The 18,260-nt window shown below is 44.2% G+C and carries 19 protein-coding genes; 5 read left to right on the forward strand and 14 right to left on the reverse strand.

Features of this window, described 5'->3' with window-relative positions; genetic code table 11:
• Positions 1 to 19 precede the first annotated feature (19 nt).
• From ACNFVB_RS01130 to ACNFVB_RS01140, 3 genes are all read left to right on the forward strand, one after another.
• The gene (locus ACNFVB_RS01130; protein WP_430737804.1) at positions 20 to 706 is read left to right on the forward strand and encodes a DUF2628 domain-containing protein; all 687 of its coding nucleotides are present in this window, start codon (positions 20 to 22) and stop codon (positions 704 to 706) included.
• Positions 707 to 751: 45 nt separating this feature from the next.
• Positions 752 to 1,564: a hypothetical protein gene (locus ACNFVB_RS01135; RefSeq protein ID WP_430737805.1), complete on the forward strand. Its 813-nt coding sequence runs from the start codon at positions 752 to 754 to the stop codon at positions 1,562 to 1,564.
• Positions 1,565 to 1,686: 122 nt separating this feature from the next.
• Positions 1,687 to 2,385 (forward strand): hypothetical protein, encoded by a 699-nt coding sequence (locus tag ACNFVB_RS01140; RefSeq protein ID WP_430737806.1) that lies wholly within the window; start codon positions 1,687 to 1,689, stop codon positions 2,383 to 2,385.
• 114 nt (positions 2,386 to 2,499) lie between these two features.
• Here the strand turns inward: ACNFVB_RS01140 and ACNFVB_RS01145 are convergent, their stop codons facing one another.
• From ACNFVB_RS01145 to ACNFVB_RS01180, 8 genes are all read right to left on the reverse strand, one after another.
• Positions 2,500 to 3,519: an oxidoreductase gene (locus tag ACNFVB_RS01145; protein WP_289055426.1), complete on the reverse strand. Its 1,020-nt coding sequence runs from the start codon at positions 3,517 to 3,519 to the stop codon at positions 2,500 to 2,502.
• A gap of 42 nt (positions 3,520 to 3,561) precedes the next feature.
• The gene (locus tag ACNFVB_RS01150; RefSeq protein WP_430737807.1) at positions 3,562 to 4,542 is read right to left on the reverse strand and encodes a zinc-binding dehydrogenase; all 981 of its coding nucleotides are present in this window, start codon (positions 4,540 to 4,542) and stop codon (positions 3,562 to 3,564) included.
• A 341-nt stretch (positions 4,543 to 4,883) separates the two neighbouring features.
• Positions 4,884 to 5,861: a zinc-binding dehydrogenase gene (locus tag ACNFVB_RS01155; RefSeq protein WP_430737808.1), complete on the reverse strand. Its 978-nt coding sequence runs from the start codon at positions 5,859 to 5,861 to the stop codon at positions 4,884 to 4,886.
• A gap of 335 nt (positions 5,862 to 6,196) precedes the next feature.
• Positions 6,197 to 6,835, reverse strand: coding sequence for a GDYXXLXY domain-containing protein (locus ACNFVB_RS01160; protein WP_430737809.1), 639 nt, complete (start codon positions 6,833 to 6,835; stop codon positions 6,197 to 6,199).
• Complete coding sequence (locus tag ACNFVB_RS01165; RefSeq protein WP_430737810.1) at positions 6,832 to 7,980, reverse strand: DUF4401 domain-containing protein; 1,149 nt, start codon at positions 7,978 to 7,980, stop codon at positions 6,832 to 6,834. Before ACNFVB_RS01165 ends, ACNFVB_RS01160 begins: the two co-directional genes overlap by 4 nt.
• On the reverse strand, positions 7,973 to 9,136 hold the full coding sequence (locus ACNFVB_RS01170) for a DUF2157 domain-containing protein (protein WP_430737811.1): 1,164 nt from the start codon (positions 9,134 to 9,136) through the stop codon (positions 7,973 to 7,975). The genes ACNFVB_RS01165 and ACNFVB_RS01170 overlap by 8 nt, the downstream gene beginning before the upstream one ends.
• 121 nt (positions 9,137 to 9,257) lie before the next feature.
• Positions 9,258 to 9,482 (reverse strand): DUF2798 domain-containing protein, encoded by a 225-nt coding sequence (locus tag ACNFVB_RS01175; RefSeq protein ID WP_430737812.1) that lies wholly within the window; start codon positions 9,480 to 9,482, stop codon positions 9,258 to 9,260.
• Between the two features lie 182 nt (positions 9,483 to 9,664).
• Positions 9,665 to 9,823, reverse strand: coding sequence for a hypothetical protein (locus ACNFVB_RS01180; RefSeq protein WP_192994479.1), 159 nt, complete (start codon positions 9,821 to 9,823; stop codon positions 9,665 to 9,667).
• A 306-nt stretch (positions 9,824 to 10,129) separates the two neighbouring features.
• Between ACNFVB_RS01180 and ACNFVB_RS01185 the strand changes: the two genes are divergently transcribed.
• Positions 10,130 to 11,080 (forward strand): alpha/beta hydrolase, encoded by a 951-nt coding sequence (locus ACNFVB_RS01185; protein ID WP_430737813.1) that lies wholly within the window; start codon positions 10,130 to 10,132, stop codon positions 11,078 to 11,080.
• A gap of 1 nt (position 11,081) precedes the next feature.
• Here the strand turns inward: ACNFVB_RS01185 and ACNFVB_RS01190 are convergent, their stop codons facing one another.
• From ACNFVB_RS01190 to ACNFVB_RS01215, 6 genes are all read right to left on the reverse strand, one after another.
• The gene (locus tag ACNFVB_RS01190; protein ID WP_430737814.1) at positions 11,082 to 12,128 is read right to left on the reverse strand and encodes an NAD(P)H-dependent flavin oxidoreductase; all 1,047 of its coding nucleotides are present in this window, start codon (positions 12,126 to 12,128) and stop codon (positions 11,082 to 11,084) included.
• Between the two features lie 204 nt (positions 12,129 to 12,332).
• Positions 12,333 to 13,790, reverse strand: a complete 1,458-nt coding sequence (locus ACNFVB_RS01195; protein ID WP_430737815.1) for a hypothetical protein — start codon at positions 13,788 to 13,790, stop codon at positions 12,333 to 12,335.
• Between the two features lie 234 nt (positions 13,791 to 14,024).
• Positions 14,025 to 14,402: a VOC family protein gene (locus tag ACNFVB_RS01200; RefSeq protein WP_430737816.1), complete on the reverse strand. Its 378-nt coding sequence runs from the start codon at positions 14,400 to 14,402 to the stop codon at positions 14,025 to 14,027.
• An 18-nt stretch (positions 14,403 to 14,420) separates the two neighbouring features.
• Positions 14,421 to 14,963 (reverse strand): acyl-CoA thioesterase, encoded by a 543-nt coding sequence (locus ACNFVB_RS01205; protein ID WP_430737817.1) that lies wholly within the window; start codon positions 14,961 to 14,963, stop codon positions 14,421 to 14,423.
• A 94-nt stretch (positions 14,964 to 15,057) separates the two neighbouring features.
• Positions 15,058 to 16,104 (reverse strand): YheT family hydrolase, encoded by a 1,047-nt coding sequence (locus tag ACNFVB_RS01210; RefSeq protein WP_430737818.1) that lies wholly within the window; start codon positions 16,102 to 16,104, stop codon positions 15,058 to 15,060.
• 136 nt (positions 16,105 to 16,240) lie between these two features.
• On the reverse strand, positions 16,241 to 16,837 hold the full coding sequence (locus tag ACNFVB_RS01215) for a YigZ family protein (protein ID WP_430737819.1): 597 nt from the start codon (positions 16,835 to 16,837) through the stop codon (positions 16,241 to 16,243).
• A gap of 263 nt (positions 16,838 to 17,100) precedes the next feature.
• On the opposite strand from ACNFVB_RS01215, the gene ACNFVB_RS01220 reads away from it, so the two are divergent.
• The gene (locus ACNFVB_RS01220; protein ID WP_430737820.1) at positions 17,101 to 17,805 is read left to right on the forward strand and encodes a pseudouridine synthase; all 705 of its coding nucleotides are present in this window, start codon (positions 17,101 to 17,103) and stop codon (positions 17,803 to 17,805) included.
• The last annotated feature ends 455 nt before the right edge of the window (positions 17,806 to 18,260 follow it).

Genomic DNA, 18,260 nt, shown 5'->3' on the forward strand with positions numbered 1-18,260 from the left:
AGTAAAAATAAGGGATAAGATGTTTTGTAATTATTGTAATCAAGAAAACTCAAATGGCGCAGGGTCTTGCGCAAAATGTGGCCACCCCCTCTCTGAGGCTCAAGCACAAACACCGCCGCCGCTCACGACTATCAATATCGCAAAAGATGCACAAATCTCAAAAAACCAGTCGGCTTCTGACCCTGAGGCAGCTGACACGTTGCTCGCGGCCTTCGTTGGCAAAAAATATGATGATTTTTACCGTAATAAATGGTTTAAGGACAGTGAGCCACGTTTAGAAGTCAACAAGGATGGTGCGAGTATTCATAGTTTTAATTTTGCTGGACTGCTTTTGGGAACGTCTTGGTTGTGTTATCGCAAAATGTACTTAGTAGCTCTATGTATTGTCATTGGTATTAACACGGTTGATTTGGTTTTGATGCATCTGCTCGGTATGGAAATGTATAGCGCTATAGGTCAAACCAGTTTCTTTATCGCGTGGGCAGTATTAACAGGTATGTTAGGTAATTATTTTTACTTTAATCACAGTATCAAAAATATAAAAGAAGTCATGGGCGATAATATAGACCCAGCTATGCGTGAGCAGGAGTTAGCAAAAAAAGGCGGTACGACATGGGTTGGCGCAATTGTGGGTAGTATCTTGGTGGTATTATTATCAATGGGCCTGAGCTACTTGTTTGCCCCTGATTGGTTTTGGTTGGTGTAGTAGGTCTAATAAATAAAGTTAATCTAATAAGGTGAGACAAGAGCGGTGAAACCATTAAAGCAAGCATATGATTTAGAACTAACGGATAATGATCATGGGTGTGGTTGGGCATTTGGTCGCCCTGTCGGTATTAGCACAGAACAATGGCCGCGAAGCAGGATTAACGGGCTACCAATGGCGCATTTATGGACGATATTAGTGCCTGAAGCGTATCGCGCAAAAGGGAAAGATCTCGTGGCAATATCGCTTTTTCAAGCGGATGATGCCTTTGAAGATAGGGTAGACGGTGTTGAGGATGTTATTAATAAATCAGCTGAGGCAGATGCTTCAGGCGCTACAGCATTTTGGTCGTCACTAAATCGTTACGCTAATAATCGTCACCCTCAAGAAATCTATCTTGAAGACATTATTGGCGGCGGATGGGTATTACTTTGGCTAACTAAAGAAGAGTTTGAAGGTGAAATGACAGCACTGCCTAATAAAGAAGATTGTATATATCCAGACTATGAAATGGAAGCGTGGAGTGGCACTTGCTTTGTCAAAGATCAGCCTGCCAAGTTTGTGGAACAGACAGTCCGTATCAATGATCCAAATATTGGCAAATCGCTAAACGAATGGCTAGATGAAGACGATGAGGATGCTTATATTCCTATGTTTTCTGAAAAAGGGGAGGCGTTAAAGCTTGATAGGTTTCATGCAAAAACCCATTTTGGTGGTACGGCCAACCCCGTTCAAGCGATGCCAGAATTTAGCCCTTTTTATATTGAGTTTGAAGAAATGCTTGGTGATGCCAATATGGGCGGTGGTAATGGTCAAATCGATTTGCTGAATAATGAGTTTGATTGGGCGTGTGGCTAGTTGTTGATAATGTAGAAATGATTGCGTTTGATCGTCAGCCATTCGCTCCATATTTATTTCATCTTACTCATAACAGACTCACGTTAAGATATAGCAATAATCAAACCCAGTGTGAGACTGTTATGACCGCAAAAAATAAAAAATACGTCACATATCTTGTCCTATTTATTCTCTCGGTAAGCTTACTTAACTCTCCCTATTTTGGCAGTTTTGGACCGATTTTGAGTTTGCTGACTCTGCTATTTTTTCTCATTGTTGGGTTATTATTTTCGGTGTTAAATATATTTAGCAAAGGATATAAAAAGCCATCTTCTTATATGCCTTTAGCGATATTTCCCATAGTTACTGTGATTGCATTTTATCTCTCAGCAATCGGTATGGGTAATCAAGTACATTTTTTGCTGAATAAAAGTAATTTACAAGCCATAGATACCCTCAGCCAAGAGGCCAACGTCTATCAAATAAGTAATATGCGGCGTCACCATAAGATACTAAATGATCAGCTTGTCTCCAATGATGATAGCTATACAACTGAGCGAAAGATAGCGGCAGCTTATGCTGGAAAAATTAGAGCAGATAACTTAGAGGTAGAAAAAGTCGCCTTACTGCGTAAGAAGCTAGATCGCTCAGGTATCGTAAGTATGGCCCGAGAGGACGGTTATATCGTGCTAACGATGGGTGGCTTTTTGGATAATGAATTTGGTTACCTAAAAGCGCCGAATAATAATATTGAAGTTGGTTATATGATACCGCCTTATGGACTTACCGTCATATCTCTCACAGAGTTATATGATGGTTGGTATTTCTATTATACGACGTGAGTATGTTTTCAGATGCTGCTCAAGCGTTTAAGATCTCGTAAATACTTTAAAAAAAACAGCACCCCAAAAAGAGCGCTGCCATCATCTAAAAACTCATTTCTCTAAACCAATAACCTAACCCCGCACATTCACCACATAACGTCCTACAGCCTTACCATCAATAAAGCGCTCTAGGTATTCTGGGGTTTGTTCAAGGGTGATTTCTTCCGCGTATTGCTCCAGATTGGGTAGTTTCATATCCGTTGCCACGCGCTGCCAAATCGCTTTTTTGTCCTCAAGTGGGATAAATACTGAGTCGATACCCAGTAGCGATACCGCACGCGTGATAAACGGCAATACGGTCATCGAAAATGACGCTGATGCTGCAAGGCCACAGGTCGTCACTGCGCCACCTGGTTTGGTTTGCTTGAGTAGGTTGGCAAGATAGTCACCGCCGACGGTATCGATGGCGTTGGCCCATAGCGGACGGCCAACAGGGCGATTGCCGACTTCATTGATGGTGTCACGATGGCGCACTTCGGTGGCGCCCAACTCTTTCAAGTGTTCGCTTTGCTCAGGCTTACCAGAGAAGGCGATAGACTCGTAGCCCAGCTGCGAGAGGATGGCGATACTGATAGTGCCCACACCGCCTGTCGCGCCTGATACGGCAACGGGGCCATCGCTTGGTTTTGCGCCCATTTTTTCCAGCTTTTGGATGCTTAGCGCCGCCGTTAGGCCGCCTGTACCATAGATCATCGCTTCTTTTAGGCTCAGCGCTTCAGGGCAAGGCAATGCCCAGTTGGCAGGGATGGCAATCATTTGCCCGAGTCCGCCTGCGGTGTCCATGCCGAGATCATAGCCGAATACCACGACTTCTTGACCTTCGCTAAAAGTGCCAGACTTGTCGCTGACCACCACGCCAGCCGCGTCAATACCAGGGGTGTGCGGGTAGTTTTTGGTGATGCTCTTATTGCCTGAGGCCGACATGGCATCTTTATAGTTGAGCGAGGAGTAATGTACTTCAATCAATAGATCATTGTCAGGCAGGTCGCTGAGGTTGCGCTGTTGAATGCTTTTTTCGAATTTACCGTCGCTGGTTTCTTCGACCACTAAGGCTTTAAAGGTTTTATTATCAGAGTTTGTTTGATTGGACATAATATTATTCCTCTTTTGGTAAATAGACTTTACGGCGATACCTTAAGGCTTAATGAGTATCTTACCTTTTTTGTCTGATTGTACCTCATCAGAGACCGCTTTTTGGATATCGTTTAAATCGTAAACACCGCCAGTCGGTAGTTTTAGGGTGCCATTAGCAGCATTTTCGATTAGCTCACCAGTTAAGCGCTGCATATCGTCTTTACTGATGGTTTGCATCATATCGCTCGCCCAAAAGCCTTTAACTTGCGCCAAATTAAAAATCAGATTGCTAGGATTAAGCATCAGCGGTTTACCTGACATTGCGCCGAGTGACGCCATGACGCCATGTTTACCCAGCATTGATACTAGCTCGCCGCCTGGCTGACCACCAACGGCATCGACTGCGCCACTGATTTGAGCATCGCCAATGATTTTTTTGACTTGCTCTTTCCAGTCGTCGTTATCAGTCACGACGTTGTTGTCAGTAATACCTAAATCGATAAGCTCTTGCTCAGATTTTTTGCTGCGTACTAGATTAATGGTATTGATTTTACGAGTAGGGGCGAGCATCGCCATAGATTCACCGACCGCGCCGTTAGCGGCGTTTTGGATGATCCATTGACCCGGCTTGATGTTTAAAAACTCAATGAGCAGCAGCGCACTCATCGGCATGGCGATTAATTGAGCGGCCATCTCATCATCGATAGCATCTGGTATAGGGATGATGCTTTGGACTGGGGCGATAAAATACTCCGCCCACGTGCCTTGTACGCCTGAGACTACGACGCGCTGACCTTTTTCAAAGCCTGTGACCTCACTACCTAAAGCATCAATAGTCCCTACCGCCTCACTACCGCCTGTCGCAGGCAGTTTAGGTTTATTACCGTACTCGCCTTTGATGGTAACAAGGTCGTGATTATGAATGGAGGATAAGATGGTTTTGATACGGACTTCGTTGTCTTTGGGGTCTGGAGTCGGGCTGTCACTCACGCCAAGCACGTCAGATGGTTTGCCAAATTCGTTATAAGTTGCAGTGCGCATAGAAGCATCCTTTTTATTATTTATCAGTTTGAGCACTTAAAGAGATTATTGAGTACTCAAAGAAATTAAGTTTAACAATTTGCTTTTTATAAACGATAACAACTCAGACTAAGCGTTCTCAACTTGATTTTGGTTACTTAACGTTGTGGCTGACTTAGAATTGTAAGGGAGTCGAGATTAAGCATAAGGCTTTCTTAACGAGTGCTACTTTTGCACCAGAATTAACATTCTGCATAAAAAAACAGCGCTTCTATCATAAGAAGCACTGTTTTGAGTGAGCTGTTAAAGGACTTTAGATCAGGTAATTTACGCGTAGCAAATTCTTATGGTTTTAATAGCCCTTATGGCTTTAACAGCACCTTACCATTTTTACCTGACTGCAATTTGCCATCGACCGCTTTTTTGATATCTGCCAAATCAAACACAGCCTCCACAGGCAGATGGAGCTTGCCACTGGTCGCGCGTTCGATTAGCTCATCGATTAAGCGCTGTTTATTCTCCACACTCATCTCTTGGCTGATTTTACTGCCCCAAAATCCTTTTACGATGGCTTGTTTAAAGATAAGATGCGTCGGATTGAGCGTCATGGGCTGGCCTGACATGATGCCAAAGGACGCCAAGGTGCCACCATGACCGAGCAGTGATAATAAGTCGCCACTGGCGTCGCCGCCGACTGAATCGACCGCTGCGCTGATTTTATTCTCGCCAAGGATGGCTTTGACTTGCTCTTTCCAGTCCTCATTATCAGTGCTGACGTTATTTTCTGCGCCGATTGCTTCTAGCTCTTTTATGACATCGCTGCTACGGACCACATTGATAGTGTTGACGCCGCGCGCCGCTGCTAGCATCGCAAGCGATTTACCGACTGCGCCGTTCGCCGCGTTATGGATAATCCATTGTCCGCTCTTTACTTCCAAGAACTCAAGCAGCATAAGCGCGCTAAGCGGCATGGCGATTAATTGCGCGGCCATCTCATCATCCAAGCTCTCAGGGATGGCAAACACCATGTCCTCGTCAGCGACAAAATACTCGGCCCAAGTCGCTTGCACGCTAGCGGCAGCAACGCGCTGACCGACTTTTAACCCTTTAACGTCACTACCAACGGCGTCAATAATGCCCAGCGCTTCACTACCGCCGATCGCCGGCAGCTCGGGTTTAAAGCCATACTGACCGCGCACGGTGAGCAAGTCATGGTTGTGGATAGAGGCGAGCACGGTTTTGACACGCACCTCGGTGGGCTTAGGTTCTGGGATAGGGCTATCGCCGAGGCTGAGGACTTCGGTTGGTTTGCCAAATTCGTTATAAGTTGCGCTGCGCATAGTAAATCCTTTTTGTCATTTATAAGGGTTTATAAGTATTGTTAGAGTGGGGCGTGTCTTCAATTCACTCGATAGTCGTCTAAATGGGCTAAAAATGGCTAAATCTTGCCAAACATCGTCAAATAGCTGGTTAATATCCCGATATTGTCTACGCTATTTTTTTTGTTTGACGACAATTTATCTCATTTTTATCAACATTTTTGAAATGAAGACACGCCCTAGTATTTATTAAGAAAACAATTTAGAACTACCTTAACAAGGGGTTTGGATCACTGACAAGGCAACTTTGGTTACCTGATGTTGTGAGTGGTCTTAGCTATGAATTTTTTGAAAAATTACAAGGATTCATTATCAATACTCGCTTCATTGTCAAGACTATTCGTTTCAGGGTTACTCATCTTAGGATCGATTACCTTAAACTTCTCATCGACCATATTAGTCAGTAAAGGCTCACCGTCATCATTCACCCGGAATAAGCCATATTCAGCCGCCTCAAAAGCCTCGGCATGACCTTCTTGAAAGAAAAAAGCGTTGGTCGCCAGTTTGAGTACGCCGTTACGGAGACGATAATAAATCGCCCTCTCATTTGTGCTTAAGTTGTCAGGCTTACTCTCTGCCAAGTGCTCAAACTGTCCGACATTATTATTATCCAAAGCGACGATGACATAGCCTTCCTCATGAGTAGGATAGCTGCCTGGATCTGTATTTAAGGCGGCAAATACCTCATTCTCTAGCGCATAACGTAGCGTCATATAGTCGCCCTGCATAAAGCCACGTGGATCAACGGGCGCAAGCTCAAGCAGTACGGTATCACCAGTGGCTAAATGGGTCTCGTATTTGGCGACATTGAGAGTCATTACTACTAAGATAACGATTAAGCCAAACAGCGCAATAGTAATTCTAACCGCTCGTTTTTCAAGCCAGCCAATCGAGCTAAGCAGGGATGAGTTTTGAACCATAGTCTTATTATTCATGACAAGCGCTCCTTATCAGTACTCGTTGCTAATGCCACATTACTGGCAAAGTAACGTTTGATCAGTAGCCAGCGCATCAGCAATAAGCCAACTCCGATAATAAGCATAGAAGCGGCTTTGAGTAATAATGACGTATCGAGCTGATAGTAATACCAAAATATATAGCTGACTAAGGCGATAATACCAAGCGCTAATAGCACTCGCTGACTATTGGCAAACGCTATGACAATAATAAGGCTAGTGGCGAGCAACCCTGAAACGTAAATCGATACTACTCCAAGCACGGCGGTAGCGCCGACTATAATCAGTCCCGTTGCTGAGAGCAGTTGGATACGGTAGCGCTTCAAGATTAAGTAAGCGGCACATAAGCTAGCAAGGGCCAATAATCCTTGCGCTAAATAGTAGTTATAACGAAAAGGGTTACCGTCATTATCGAAGCTGCCACCATATTCAGCAACGATAAAATAGACCGAAACACCAAGCAACACAAGGGCGCCTGCATAGCCAAACGCGCTAATAATAGATTGTGCATAGACTTCATGTGGACGAGGAACGCGCCGTAATAGCGGATAGCGTTGCAACTGCGTCACGATAGTCAAGAGCGCTAATACGCCTAAACTTAGCTCAGGGAACTGATAATAATTGAACAAATAGACCATAAGCCCAAGCACGAGGCTAGCACCTAGCAGTCGATACACCACATTGGGCATGATAAAAGTCAAATAGCTTTGAATAATCAAAAATAGCCAGACTGATAAGGGGCGCTCTACGGCATAAAAGAACAATCCAGCGGCGACATACAACTGTCCTGTGATACTGATAGCAAAGGCTGAATATTCAACGAATAGATTGCGATGTTTGCTTGCGGTATTAAAGAGCCAAAAGGCAAGAGCGCTTAAAGCTAGACCTACTATAATAAGGCCTACAGCGCTTTTTAACACATTACTTTGAGCCAAAAGTAAAGTCAAAAAACCTGTAAAAAACAAACTGGCTAACAAGCCACCGAAACCAATAAAAAGTTGCAGATACCAAGGGGTATGTTTCTGTGAGTCGTCATCTAAATGGTCGTTATATACGCTAAAATCCTTAGCGATTAGACCGATATTTTGCAGCGATGTCAGCGCTTGTTGGTCGTTATTATTCATGATCGGCTCCTTTTTTATTCAAAGGAGTATTCACCGCTTGTAAGATTTTAAGGTCTTCAGAAGGAGAGTTATCTGATTTTATAACTTCAAATAACCACTTGATAGCATAAGTAACCATGCCAATCAGTAGAAGGGTTAAGACGAGTAGGCTGCCTACATCAAAGTCATTAGGTAGTATGTTAACTGCCCAAGACATCACTACAATAATGAGAGAAAAGCAAAGGTAGGTCAGCATCAGTAGATCACTGCGCTGTCGATAAAACCGCCAATACATAAAGGCGCACCAGCCCGCCCAAAGCGATAAAGACAGGAGCGTCGCCAACACACTATCCACATCAAAAACAGTAATAATAGCGAGGAAAGTGATAGCGATAGTGCTGATTAAACCGACAAGATAAGTACTCCAGTGCAAACCTGCTTGAGCTTGCAAGAGTATATCGTCGTAAGTCGTTTTGGAGCTTGAAAGGTTAGGACTAGCAATAGAAGTATCTGAACCAACAATTTCGCTATTAACTTGGCTAGCCATCGCACGTTTTTGACCCAAAAAGATAAGCCAAAGATTTAGGGCAACCAGATTGATCAGTGCCAATATCGCCACTCTTATAACATCTTGATAGCTACTATCAGCGAACGATAGATCTACCATCTCCAAATAAAGCAATAGAAAAGTATTAAGCAGCCCAAGCCACAATAGCCATAGTGCCGGAAAGTGGGCAATAATGACCCAAGGGGTAATCAATACTGCCCAAGCAAAAAACAGCTGCCAAGTATCCGCGCCGGTCTGATATACCTGCCCAAATAGCGCCAGCAAACTACCCGTAATGATACTAGCGACCAGCAATAATAGCTGGCGAATAAAATGAAACCTGCGCCGAAAAGAGAGAGCCACGTAGAGCGCAATAGTGATAACCAGAGCGCCCTCGACCAAAGCGAATTTGCCTAGCTTACCCAAATTTTGCCAGTTATAAGCAATAAAAAACACCAGTGATAATACCAATGCCAGCGCACCGATAATCAGCAAGGCTTTATCAAAGAAGCTAAGCCATGTGCTTTTGCTGGGATAGACTTCTAGGTGTTTGGCAGCAGCCTCTGCATGCTTGAGAGGAAGTTTGTGTTGTTCAATGAGTTGTTCGATAGCACGCCGCGTTTGACTCATAGCGCCCTCTGTTTAACAGAATGTTTAGCTTATCTTAGCAGTTTTTTAGGCGGCATTTATAGAGTTGAGTAAACAGAGGTAGGCGGGTGCAGCTAGAGGGTTTGAGGGTTTTAAGAATAAACTAATAAAACTCAATACGGCTCAGCACGTGCTCTTGGATAAAATATGCGCAGATATACGCACTTGGCCATGCAAAAACAAAGGCCAACCCCCACGAGTGCATCAGCTCGCCAAAAAAGCCATCGACCAAGCCGACTTTTACCAGTAATAGGGCAGTTGAGATAATAAGCGACATCATCATTGCCATTAGTCCAGTAAATACTAGGCGATATAGTTTGCGGCTCATACGTATTCTTAGTTTCGGTAGTGCCATGACGCATTTTTGTCCTAAAGGTTTTATATAGAGCTATCATATAACCTATATGTAACTAGGTAAATTGGTTATTATCAAACACCAAGTTCTTTAAATGTTAACGATATCGATAGCATAAAGCCTGCTGCGACCGTTTAGCCTCTATCTTAAGTTGGTTAATGGCTACCATGAACCTTTTCATGCACTTTGATGATACGGCGCAGCGGTAACCGTCTCCATGGTGTCGTTGGCAAGGCAAATAGCAGCATGGTTTTGGCGATAGACCCTTTGGTAAGGTCACGCGATTTACTGGAGGGCGTACTCGTGTCGCTCAAGGTGCATCCTTTTATGCCACTTTGATTGGGCTTTGATGAGTGTCAGTTGGGTTTAATTAAGAATAGATAGTGAGCTTAGGGTTGTAGTTATAACCACTACTGCTATAAAACGCTCCTATTATAAATGACAACGCTTAAGCTATCTGGGCTAGAAAGGTAAACAAAAGCTAACGATAGTCTTGTATATGAACATAGAAGATAAGGTTTTGACTAGAAAGTTATAAATTAAAAAATCTAGGCACAAGTTTAGCGCTAAAATCAAAGTCAGATTTTATTTCTACCTTAATTCTAAACAAGGATGCCTCCATGCTATTTAAACGCTTAGGTCTTGCCGCACTATTTAGTCTCTCTATCGTAGGCTGTACCACAGCGCCCAATACGCTTGCCGTTAACACCACTCAAAAAATTATCAAATATGAGCGCAATAAGTCTGATCTGGATGTCAAATCATTTACGCTAGCTTCTGGCGACAAGTTAGTTTATGCCGAAAACGCCAACCTAACAGGCGAGCCACTACTTCTCATTCACGGTTTTGGCGGTAATAAGGACAACTTCACCCGTATCGCTGACGAGTTAGAGGACTATCATCTGATCATTCCTGATCTGCTGGGTTTTGGTGAGTCGAGCAAACCTATGAGCGCAGACTACCGCTCACAGGCACAGGCCACGCGCTTACATGAGCTGTTGCAAGCTAAAGGATTAGCAAGCAATATTCACATCGGCGGTAACTCGATGGGCGGCGCGATCAGTGTCGCTTATGCCGCAAAGTATCCAAAAGACGTCAAGAGTCTGTGGCTTGTCGATAGCGCAGGATTTTGGTCAGCAGGCGTGCCAAAATCGCTTGAGGGCGCAACCCTTGAGAACAACCCATTGCTGATCAATAGCAAAGAGGACTTCTATAAGATGTACGATTTTGTCATGTATAAGCCGCCTTATTTGCCCAAGTCAGTCAAAGCGGTATTCGCGCAAGAGCGTATCAATAATAAGGAGTTGGACGCCAAAATCCTTGAGCAAATCGTCACTGATAATGTCGAGGAGCGCGCTCAAATCATCGCGGATTATAATATTCCAACGCTCGTGGTTTGGGGTGATAAAGATCAAGTCATCAAGCCTGAAACGGTCAATGTGATCAAAGACATCATCCCGCAAGCGCAAGTCATTATGATGGAAGATATCGGTCATGTGCCGATGATCGAGGCGGCCACAAAGACGGCTGATGACTATAAAGGGTTTCGTGCAACGCTAAAGGTTCAGTAATTCACAAGTCTTTTGTTAATCGTGTCAGTAAGGCGTCTGTACTTTCGTCTCTGACTAACGTGACGCCTTGCCCTGCCCATAAAGACTGGTGCTCGCCATCGTCGTTTTTCTTTGCATGCGCGCGCAGCGCTTTGGTCATGGCGTTTAATTGTGGATAAGGCGGTAGCGTATCAGCGCTTTCAAACGGCGCAAAGTCGCGCAGATAGTCATTTAACAAACCGCGTGCCTGCTTGCCTGAAAACAGACGGGTTAAGCGGGTTTCGCTACTGCGCTTGCCTATACTGGCATCCAGTAAGGCTTGCTTATAAATATCATTGATACTGCATTTATCTGTCGTCAAAAATGCCGTGCCAATTTGCGCCATCTCAGCACCTGCCGTCTGTACTGCCTTGATATCCTGTCCCGTCATAATGCCACCTGCGGCAATCAACGGAATATCTGTAAAGGCGCGCGTTTGGCTAATCAGCGTCAATAATCCTAGAGGATCGGTTTCACTTTGTGGCAACCAACCACCGCGATGACCGCCAGCTTCTACGCCTTGTACACAAACTGCGTCTGCCCCAATCTCGCTCCATGCTTTCGCTTCCAATGGGTGATTTGCCGTACCGATGACGCGCGTACCGACACGTTGCAGACGCTGAACTTGCTCGGCACTGATAATACCGAAGGTAAAACTGGCGACAGGTACAGGATTGTCATACAGCACTTGTAACTGCTCAGCAAAGCTCTGTGCTGGACGCGTGGGTAGCGTAAATTCTATATTCTGCTCTTGGTAATAATTACTCAGCCAATTCGGCATGGCGGTATCAAAGCTGCTCGACTCGTATTCAGATAACACCATCAGATTGACCATAAAAGGACGGTCGGTCAGCGTCTTAATCGTATCGATTTGGCTATCCAAAACGTCTGGCGCGGTCATACCAGCGCCCAACGATCCTAGTCCACCAAAGTTACTGACACTTGTAATCAGCTCAGGAGTGGTGGCACCGCCTGCCATTGGCGCTTGGATAATCGGATAGGTGAGGTTAAGCGTATCAAGTAAGCTCATGAAGGGCTCCTTTTTATTAGGATATTTGCATGGCTTACTTTAGCAAAGGTAGGCGGTGGGCGTGTTGGATAGTGTTTATTTAGTTGCTGAATAGGGTGGTGGGTTTTGACTATGAATTTGTAGTTAAAATAGTTGACTACGGTTTTGTAGTTAAGATAACTGACTACGTATTAATAGCTAAGTATATATATTCTATGAAAAAAATTACTCTTTAGAGTCAGTAGAAGGTAGCTTGTTAACAGTTTTATCAAAGATACCAATTAGAGGAGCATTATCACCATGCCTTTTATCTAACGTATTCGAAGCGTTCATAGATATAGTTTCAATAGCAGCAGCTAAAAGTTTTTCTAGTAAAGGTTCTTTGTTTTCACTATCAAGCTCTTCTATCTGAAGCTTAAAGCTCTGATAGGACTTAGCCAAAGCTTCCTTATGTGCGTATTCTTGTTTTAGTCTCTCCGCCTCACTTCTTCTTTTAGAAGCAAATACCGCAAACCAGATAATAGGTAGAACAATAGGTAAGCGTTGTAGTAAAAAGACGCCTATATCATTGAGGAAATTACGGCCATCAGCATTTGACGAAAAATCAGTTAAAAGTAAACTATGTATGGTTAAGGAACCTGACACAACTAAAAGAAGAATAAGAGAGATAGTAAAGTATTTGGAATATTTTTCTATAGGTTCGTTAAAAGATATACTTAACTCATGATATGCACTTGCTAATCCAGCACTTGTAGCGCCAGGCAATAGACTTTCGATATTAGATTTTATAACTTTGTATTGATCTGTCTGAGTGGTGATTAAAGAGTCCAAGTTGTTTTTTCTTTTATCAATTTCGAACTTGAGGCCGTTTTCTATATCACCATCTGCATTAGGTTCCCCAAAAATTTTGTCATGAAAGTCATCCAATTCATCAAGTTTTACGGATAAATCATCTCGAATTTTTTGGACTTCTAAGTTTGCATTGGTTATTAGCTCTTGAGCTTCTTCAATTTTAGATTGTATTGAGCCTTCATCTACTAAAAGGGAGCTATAAAAGTTACCTATCTTAGAGTATTGCTCGTCGATAGATTCTTCCAAGCCTTTTAGTTTTGCCTTTAGTGAAAATTCTTCGTCTGTACCTACTAAAAACTCATCATGTAACTTTGAAATACTCTCCTTGTATCCAAGCAGTTCATCATTAATATCTGAAGAAATAATTAGTTTTTGTTGTAACTCTCTAACCAAATCATCATTTTTATTTTTATAATCATCTAGCTGATTTGTGATGTATTTGACATAACTATTAAAAGCAGGCTTCATTGCTTTGATTTTGGCTAAAGAGTCTTGGAAATAGGGAGCAAGTTTAGAAAGTAATACATCTACTGAGTTATTAGCTGTTAGAACAGTCGCTTCAGTTTGGTTGTTGATAGCTTCCTCGACACTTGCTTTGCAGCTTATACAATGATTTTTACATTCGCTCCATAAGGTTAAAGGAACAAGCTCACTATCAATACTTTTTATAGTCTCATCTATATAAGTAATAACTTTTAATAATCGAGCCAATTCCTGAGTAGGGTCAGTTGACTCGCTATTAATATCTACTATAGACACATCGCAAATTTTATTTACTAACTCTTGCCACTCATCCAAGAAGATTTTATATTCACTATTTCTATTAGTCATAAAATTCACGCTTATTGAAGCATATAAGTTAATATGATATTAACATACTAAAGTTTATATATTGATTTAAGTTCTTAAGGTTTTGACGAAACAAAAAAAAGAGCCGACCTTCCCAGCCATCAAAACGATAGCTAAGAAAACGGACCTATTTTTATAACTCAGCAGCTCAACCACATCATCACCGCTAATCGGCAAACTCCAATGATATACCCCAAACAGACTGACTCTAGTTCTCTACTTCAACGAATTTATCGTGAGTATGACGCCGAATCCATCTGGATCAGTTAACTCGATACCGTTTTCATTCCAATACGGATTTTGTGAGGTGATTGGTAGTATCTCTGCCTGCTTCGCTCTATCTATAATGGTTTGGATTTCCTCTTCGCTATCTAAGTAAAATACGACCAAATCGTCCTTGTCAGGATGATGGTTTGTTTTATCAGCGGAATAGGTAAACTCCATATGCCAATCTTGATTGGGAAATCCTAAAAAAACACCATCGTAACCATTATGGTCTTTGAAGCCGCCCAGCTTTTCTAGTCCAATAATATTCTGATAAAAATCAATAAGGGTGCCCAAATTATTGGTGTGCCGTGCATATCGAAATTTCATAAGTATCCTTACTCAATCCTAGTCCTGCGGTGGCCATGGACGATCGGCATCACTGATGATCCACTCTGCCACGTAGCCTGTCGGCGGTAGCTGCCAGTCTGATTGCCCCATCACCTCTAGGATGCGCGCAGTTTTTATTACCTTGCCGCCTTCGGTGACGCCAGTACGCAGTAGGGCGGAGGAGCAGGGTTTGCCCTTGACCCACATTGACTGCTCGATATAGATCCAGCGCTCATCAAACCCCACCACTCTGGTCTTGAGCGTGACTTTATCAAAGGCGCGAATACGCTTGCGGTATTGGATGGTACTGCCAGCGACCACCAAGCCCCAACGCTGCTTGAGCAGCTGACGACCCAGCCCGCTTCGTACTGCAAAGTCCGTACGACCCAAGTCATACAGAGTGAGGACGCGGCCATTATTCATCTCAAGGAAGTTGTCGATATCTGACAGACGACAGCGAAAATGGATTTCGCTGGTATCTTTAAACGTTAAGGTACGGCCTCTTTTTGCTTGTAGCGCAGCATGCGCAATGGTGCTGGCATAACGAATAAATGGATACATAGGACAGTCTCAAAGGGTCAGTAGTCTCAAAAGACAGGGAGTCAGGTAAAAGGTAACGCTAGCGGGATACGATAAAACGCCGCCCGCTCGATTATCACGCCGCAGAGGGCACGCCAATGTGTTTAAAGTACGCGCAGACGGTTTCGGGTAACCAATTGATATCAAATCGGGACTGTGTATACAGAGGCGTCGATTTGTCTTTGCTCGTGCGATAACGAATAAAGCCCACGTGCCCGCCGTGCTCGGTGTCCAAGATAGTGACAGTGTCTGATACGTCATTTTCTGTAGCGGTAAAGCCCAAGAAAGGATCGTCTTTGGCGCTGATGAGCAATAGTGGGCGGGTGACATTGATAAGGTGCGGCAGAGCAGAGGCACTATAGTAATAGTGATTATTTGAGCGGTAGCCGTGGCGCGGTGCGGTGAAGATATCATCAAAATCGCTGATACGATTGACCGCTTTGATCGACGCCATCTCCTCTGGGCTGATGTCGTTGGCGAGGGCTTTTTTGATAATGGGGTTGAGTAGATATGGCGTATAAATGCGATGGCTCAAAAAACTGTGCATACTAAGCGCCGCTGACGACATATCGACTGGTGCTGAAATCACAGCAGCGCCTTTACATAGCGCTTGATCGCCATATTCGCCTAGGTATTTTGCCAAGGCATTACCGCCAAGTGAGACGCCGACGGCATAGATATTGGCATACTGCTCGCGCAGCGTTTGTAGCATATGATGCACCTCGTCTGTGTCACCAGCGTTATAAAACACGCGGCCTTTTGCTGGAATGCCGCCGCAGCTACGAAAATGGGCGACGACGAAATGCCAGCCCTGCGCGTGTACCTGATACGCCAGCGCACGCGCATAGTGACTGTCACTACTGCCCTCCATGCCATGAAACAGGACAATCAATGGGGTCTGGTGAGACATCTGATCCGCTGACTCTGTGAGCGGATGCGCATCGTAAAAGTCATAAGCGATGTCTGTCTCGCCTAGAGAGTCTGGTTTGATGACGCGGCGATAAGTAGGGGGCTTGGGCGCAAAAAACTTCGGTAAAATGCTTTGTAAGTGTGGATTGCTTAGCCAAAATGGCGGCTTAAACGGGGCAGGGGAAAACGCGGTATCAGGGCTAGATGTGGGCATAAAGGCTTCTTATTTAATAGTTATTAAAATTATCGTTAAAATCATCTTTAACAATCAATGCCTTATCATACCGACGGCCGTGGCCAAAACCAATGTTTTTCAGTGAATGCTCAGTGAACGTATGATTACTCAAAATTTATGATGACTCTAAGACGCGCCCATCCATCGCTAGCCGTTCTTTTAAGTCGGCAATATCTGCTTGGGCGAGCGTCGCGGTCAGCATGACTTGCTGACTATAAGCGACATCTTCAATCTGCCCGCCCAAATCCTCAATCACATAGCGGCACTGTGCTTCGGTAGCAAACGTCGCGACTATCTGCACCTTTGCCATCGGTATATAAGGGCTTAGTGTCATTTGGTCGACGGCCGCTTGTGCTGAGCCAGCATAGGCGCGAGTCAGGCCGCCTGCCCCGAGCTTGATACCCCCAAAATAACGCACCACCACGATGATGACGTTGCCGATAGATTTGTGCTGTAGTACGCCCAGTATCGGACGGCCCGCCGTACCATTTGGCTCGCCATCGTCATCAAAGCCTGCGCTGGTGGTGTTGTCAGGGTCGCCGATGATATAGGCCCAGCACCAATGGCGCGCATCAGGATATTGCTCGCGCAGTTGTTCCACGTGAAACATCGCTTGCTCACGCGAGCTGACAGGATAGGCATGAGCGATAAACTCAGATTTTTTGATCTCAAGCCGCGCGGTCACGGGGTTTTTTAAGGTTTGATAGCTCATATTTCATCAGGTTTAGGTTGGATATGATAAACTGGTGGCACTTGTACTGTCAGTGCTTGTTTGTGAATGATCAAACACGCCCTAGCACAGTGTGCAATTAATTTTCATTATAGTACCATGACTCAGCTAAGAAGATAACGAGCCGCTTGTGCTTGCGTACTAAGCGATTTATTCTAAATATCTTGGCGCCAAAGCGCCCAGGATTGATAGATGGGGCTTACGTAGGCTGGGATTGGTAATACAAAACTGATGGTAGCAAATACATGCGTTTAGATAAATTTTTAAGTAAAGCCACTGAGTTGTCGCGCAAAGAGTCCAAAAAGATCTTACACGCCGGCGAGGTGACGGTAAATGATGAAGTGGTCAAAGACCCAGGCCTACATGTCGATATTATCAATGATGAAGTGCTGTGGGCAGGCGAGCCGCTCTCGGTGGCGACGGGTAATCGTTATATCTTGCTGCATAAGCCTGAAGGCTTTGAGTGTACGCTAAAAGCCAAAGAACACCCAATTGTCACCGAGCTGATCGCTGTGCCTGAGCTTGCCAGCTTGCGTATTGCAGGCCGCCTCGATGTCGATACCACAGGCGCACTCCTACTGAGTGATGATGGCAGCTGGCTACACCGCGTCACCAGTCCCAAGCACGAGCACGCCAAAGTCTATGAGCTAACGCTTGCTGATCCTATGAATGAGGAGGAGCAAGCCCACGCAATCAAAAAGGTGGGCGAAGGTATCTTGTTAGAGGGCGATTATGAGCCGACCAAACCGGCTACCCTTGAGTTTATCGATGAGAAACATGCGCGTCTAACCTTAGAGCAAGGCAAATATCATCAGGTCAAACGCATGATGGGGTATTTTGGCAATAAAGTCGTTGAGCTGCACCGTGCCAGTATCGGCCATATCACGCTTGATGGGTTAGAAAAAGGCGACAGCCGCTTTTTGAGCGCAGAAGAAGTGGCCAAATTCTAACATTGAGTTTGAGTGCCGACTGGTCAAAGCGATAACACGTCACTAAAGACACCTCATCAGCAGCCACGTTATGTGTGCTGCTTTTTTTATGAAAAAATCATCTATGGCAGCTTGTGTGTTGTCTATCTCTTAAAGCTGGGTAGCAATTTTGCAAACTTGCGCCCTGAGCGCTTTGCAAATACCCTTCTTGTGCTAAAGTCTTGTTATTCTTTTTACTTCGTTTTTTTACATAATATCGTTGTCTTTATTGATAGCCATTTTTGATAAAACTGTTTTGATAGCGCCTGTGGCAGCACACATATAGTCAGTTTAAAATAAAACTGTTATATAAATTTAAACGCGCTACTGGTATAAATTTTACTTGCGTGCTGCGTTCCCAGAGGCTGCGCAAAATTCATCCCAGTAGCGCTATGCGCTTTTTAGAGTGGATCGGCTATAAGTAATACGTGCCGATG

The organism is Psychrobacter sp. VH5 (assembly GCF_050572635.1).
Lineage (GTDB): Bacteria > Pseudomonadota > Gammaproteobacteria > Pseudomonadales > Moraxellaceae > Psychrobacter > Psychrobacter celer.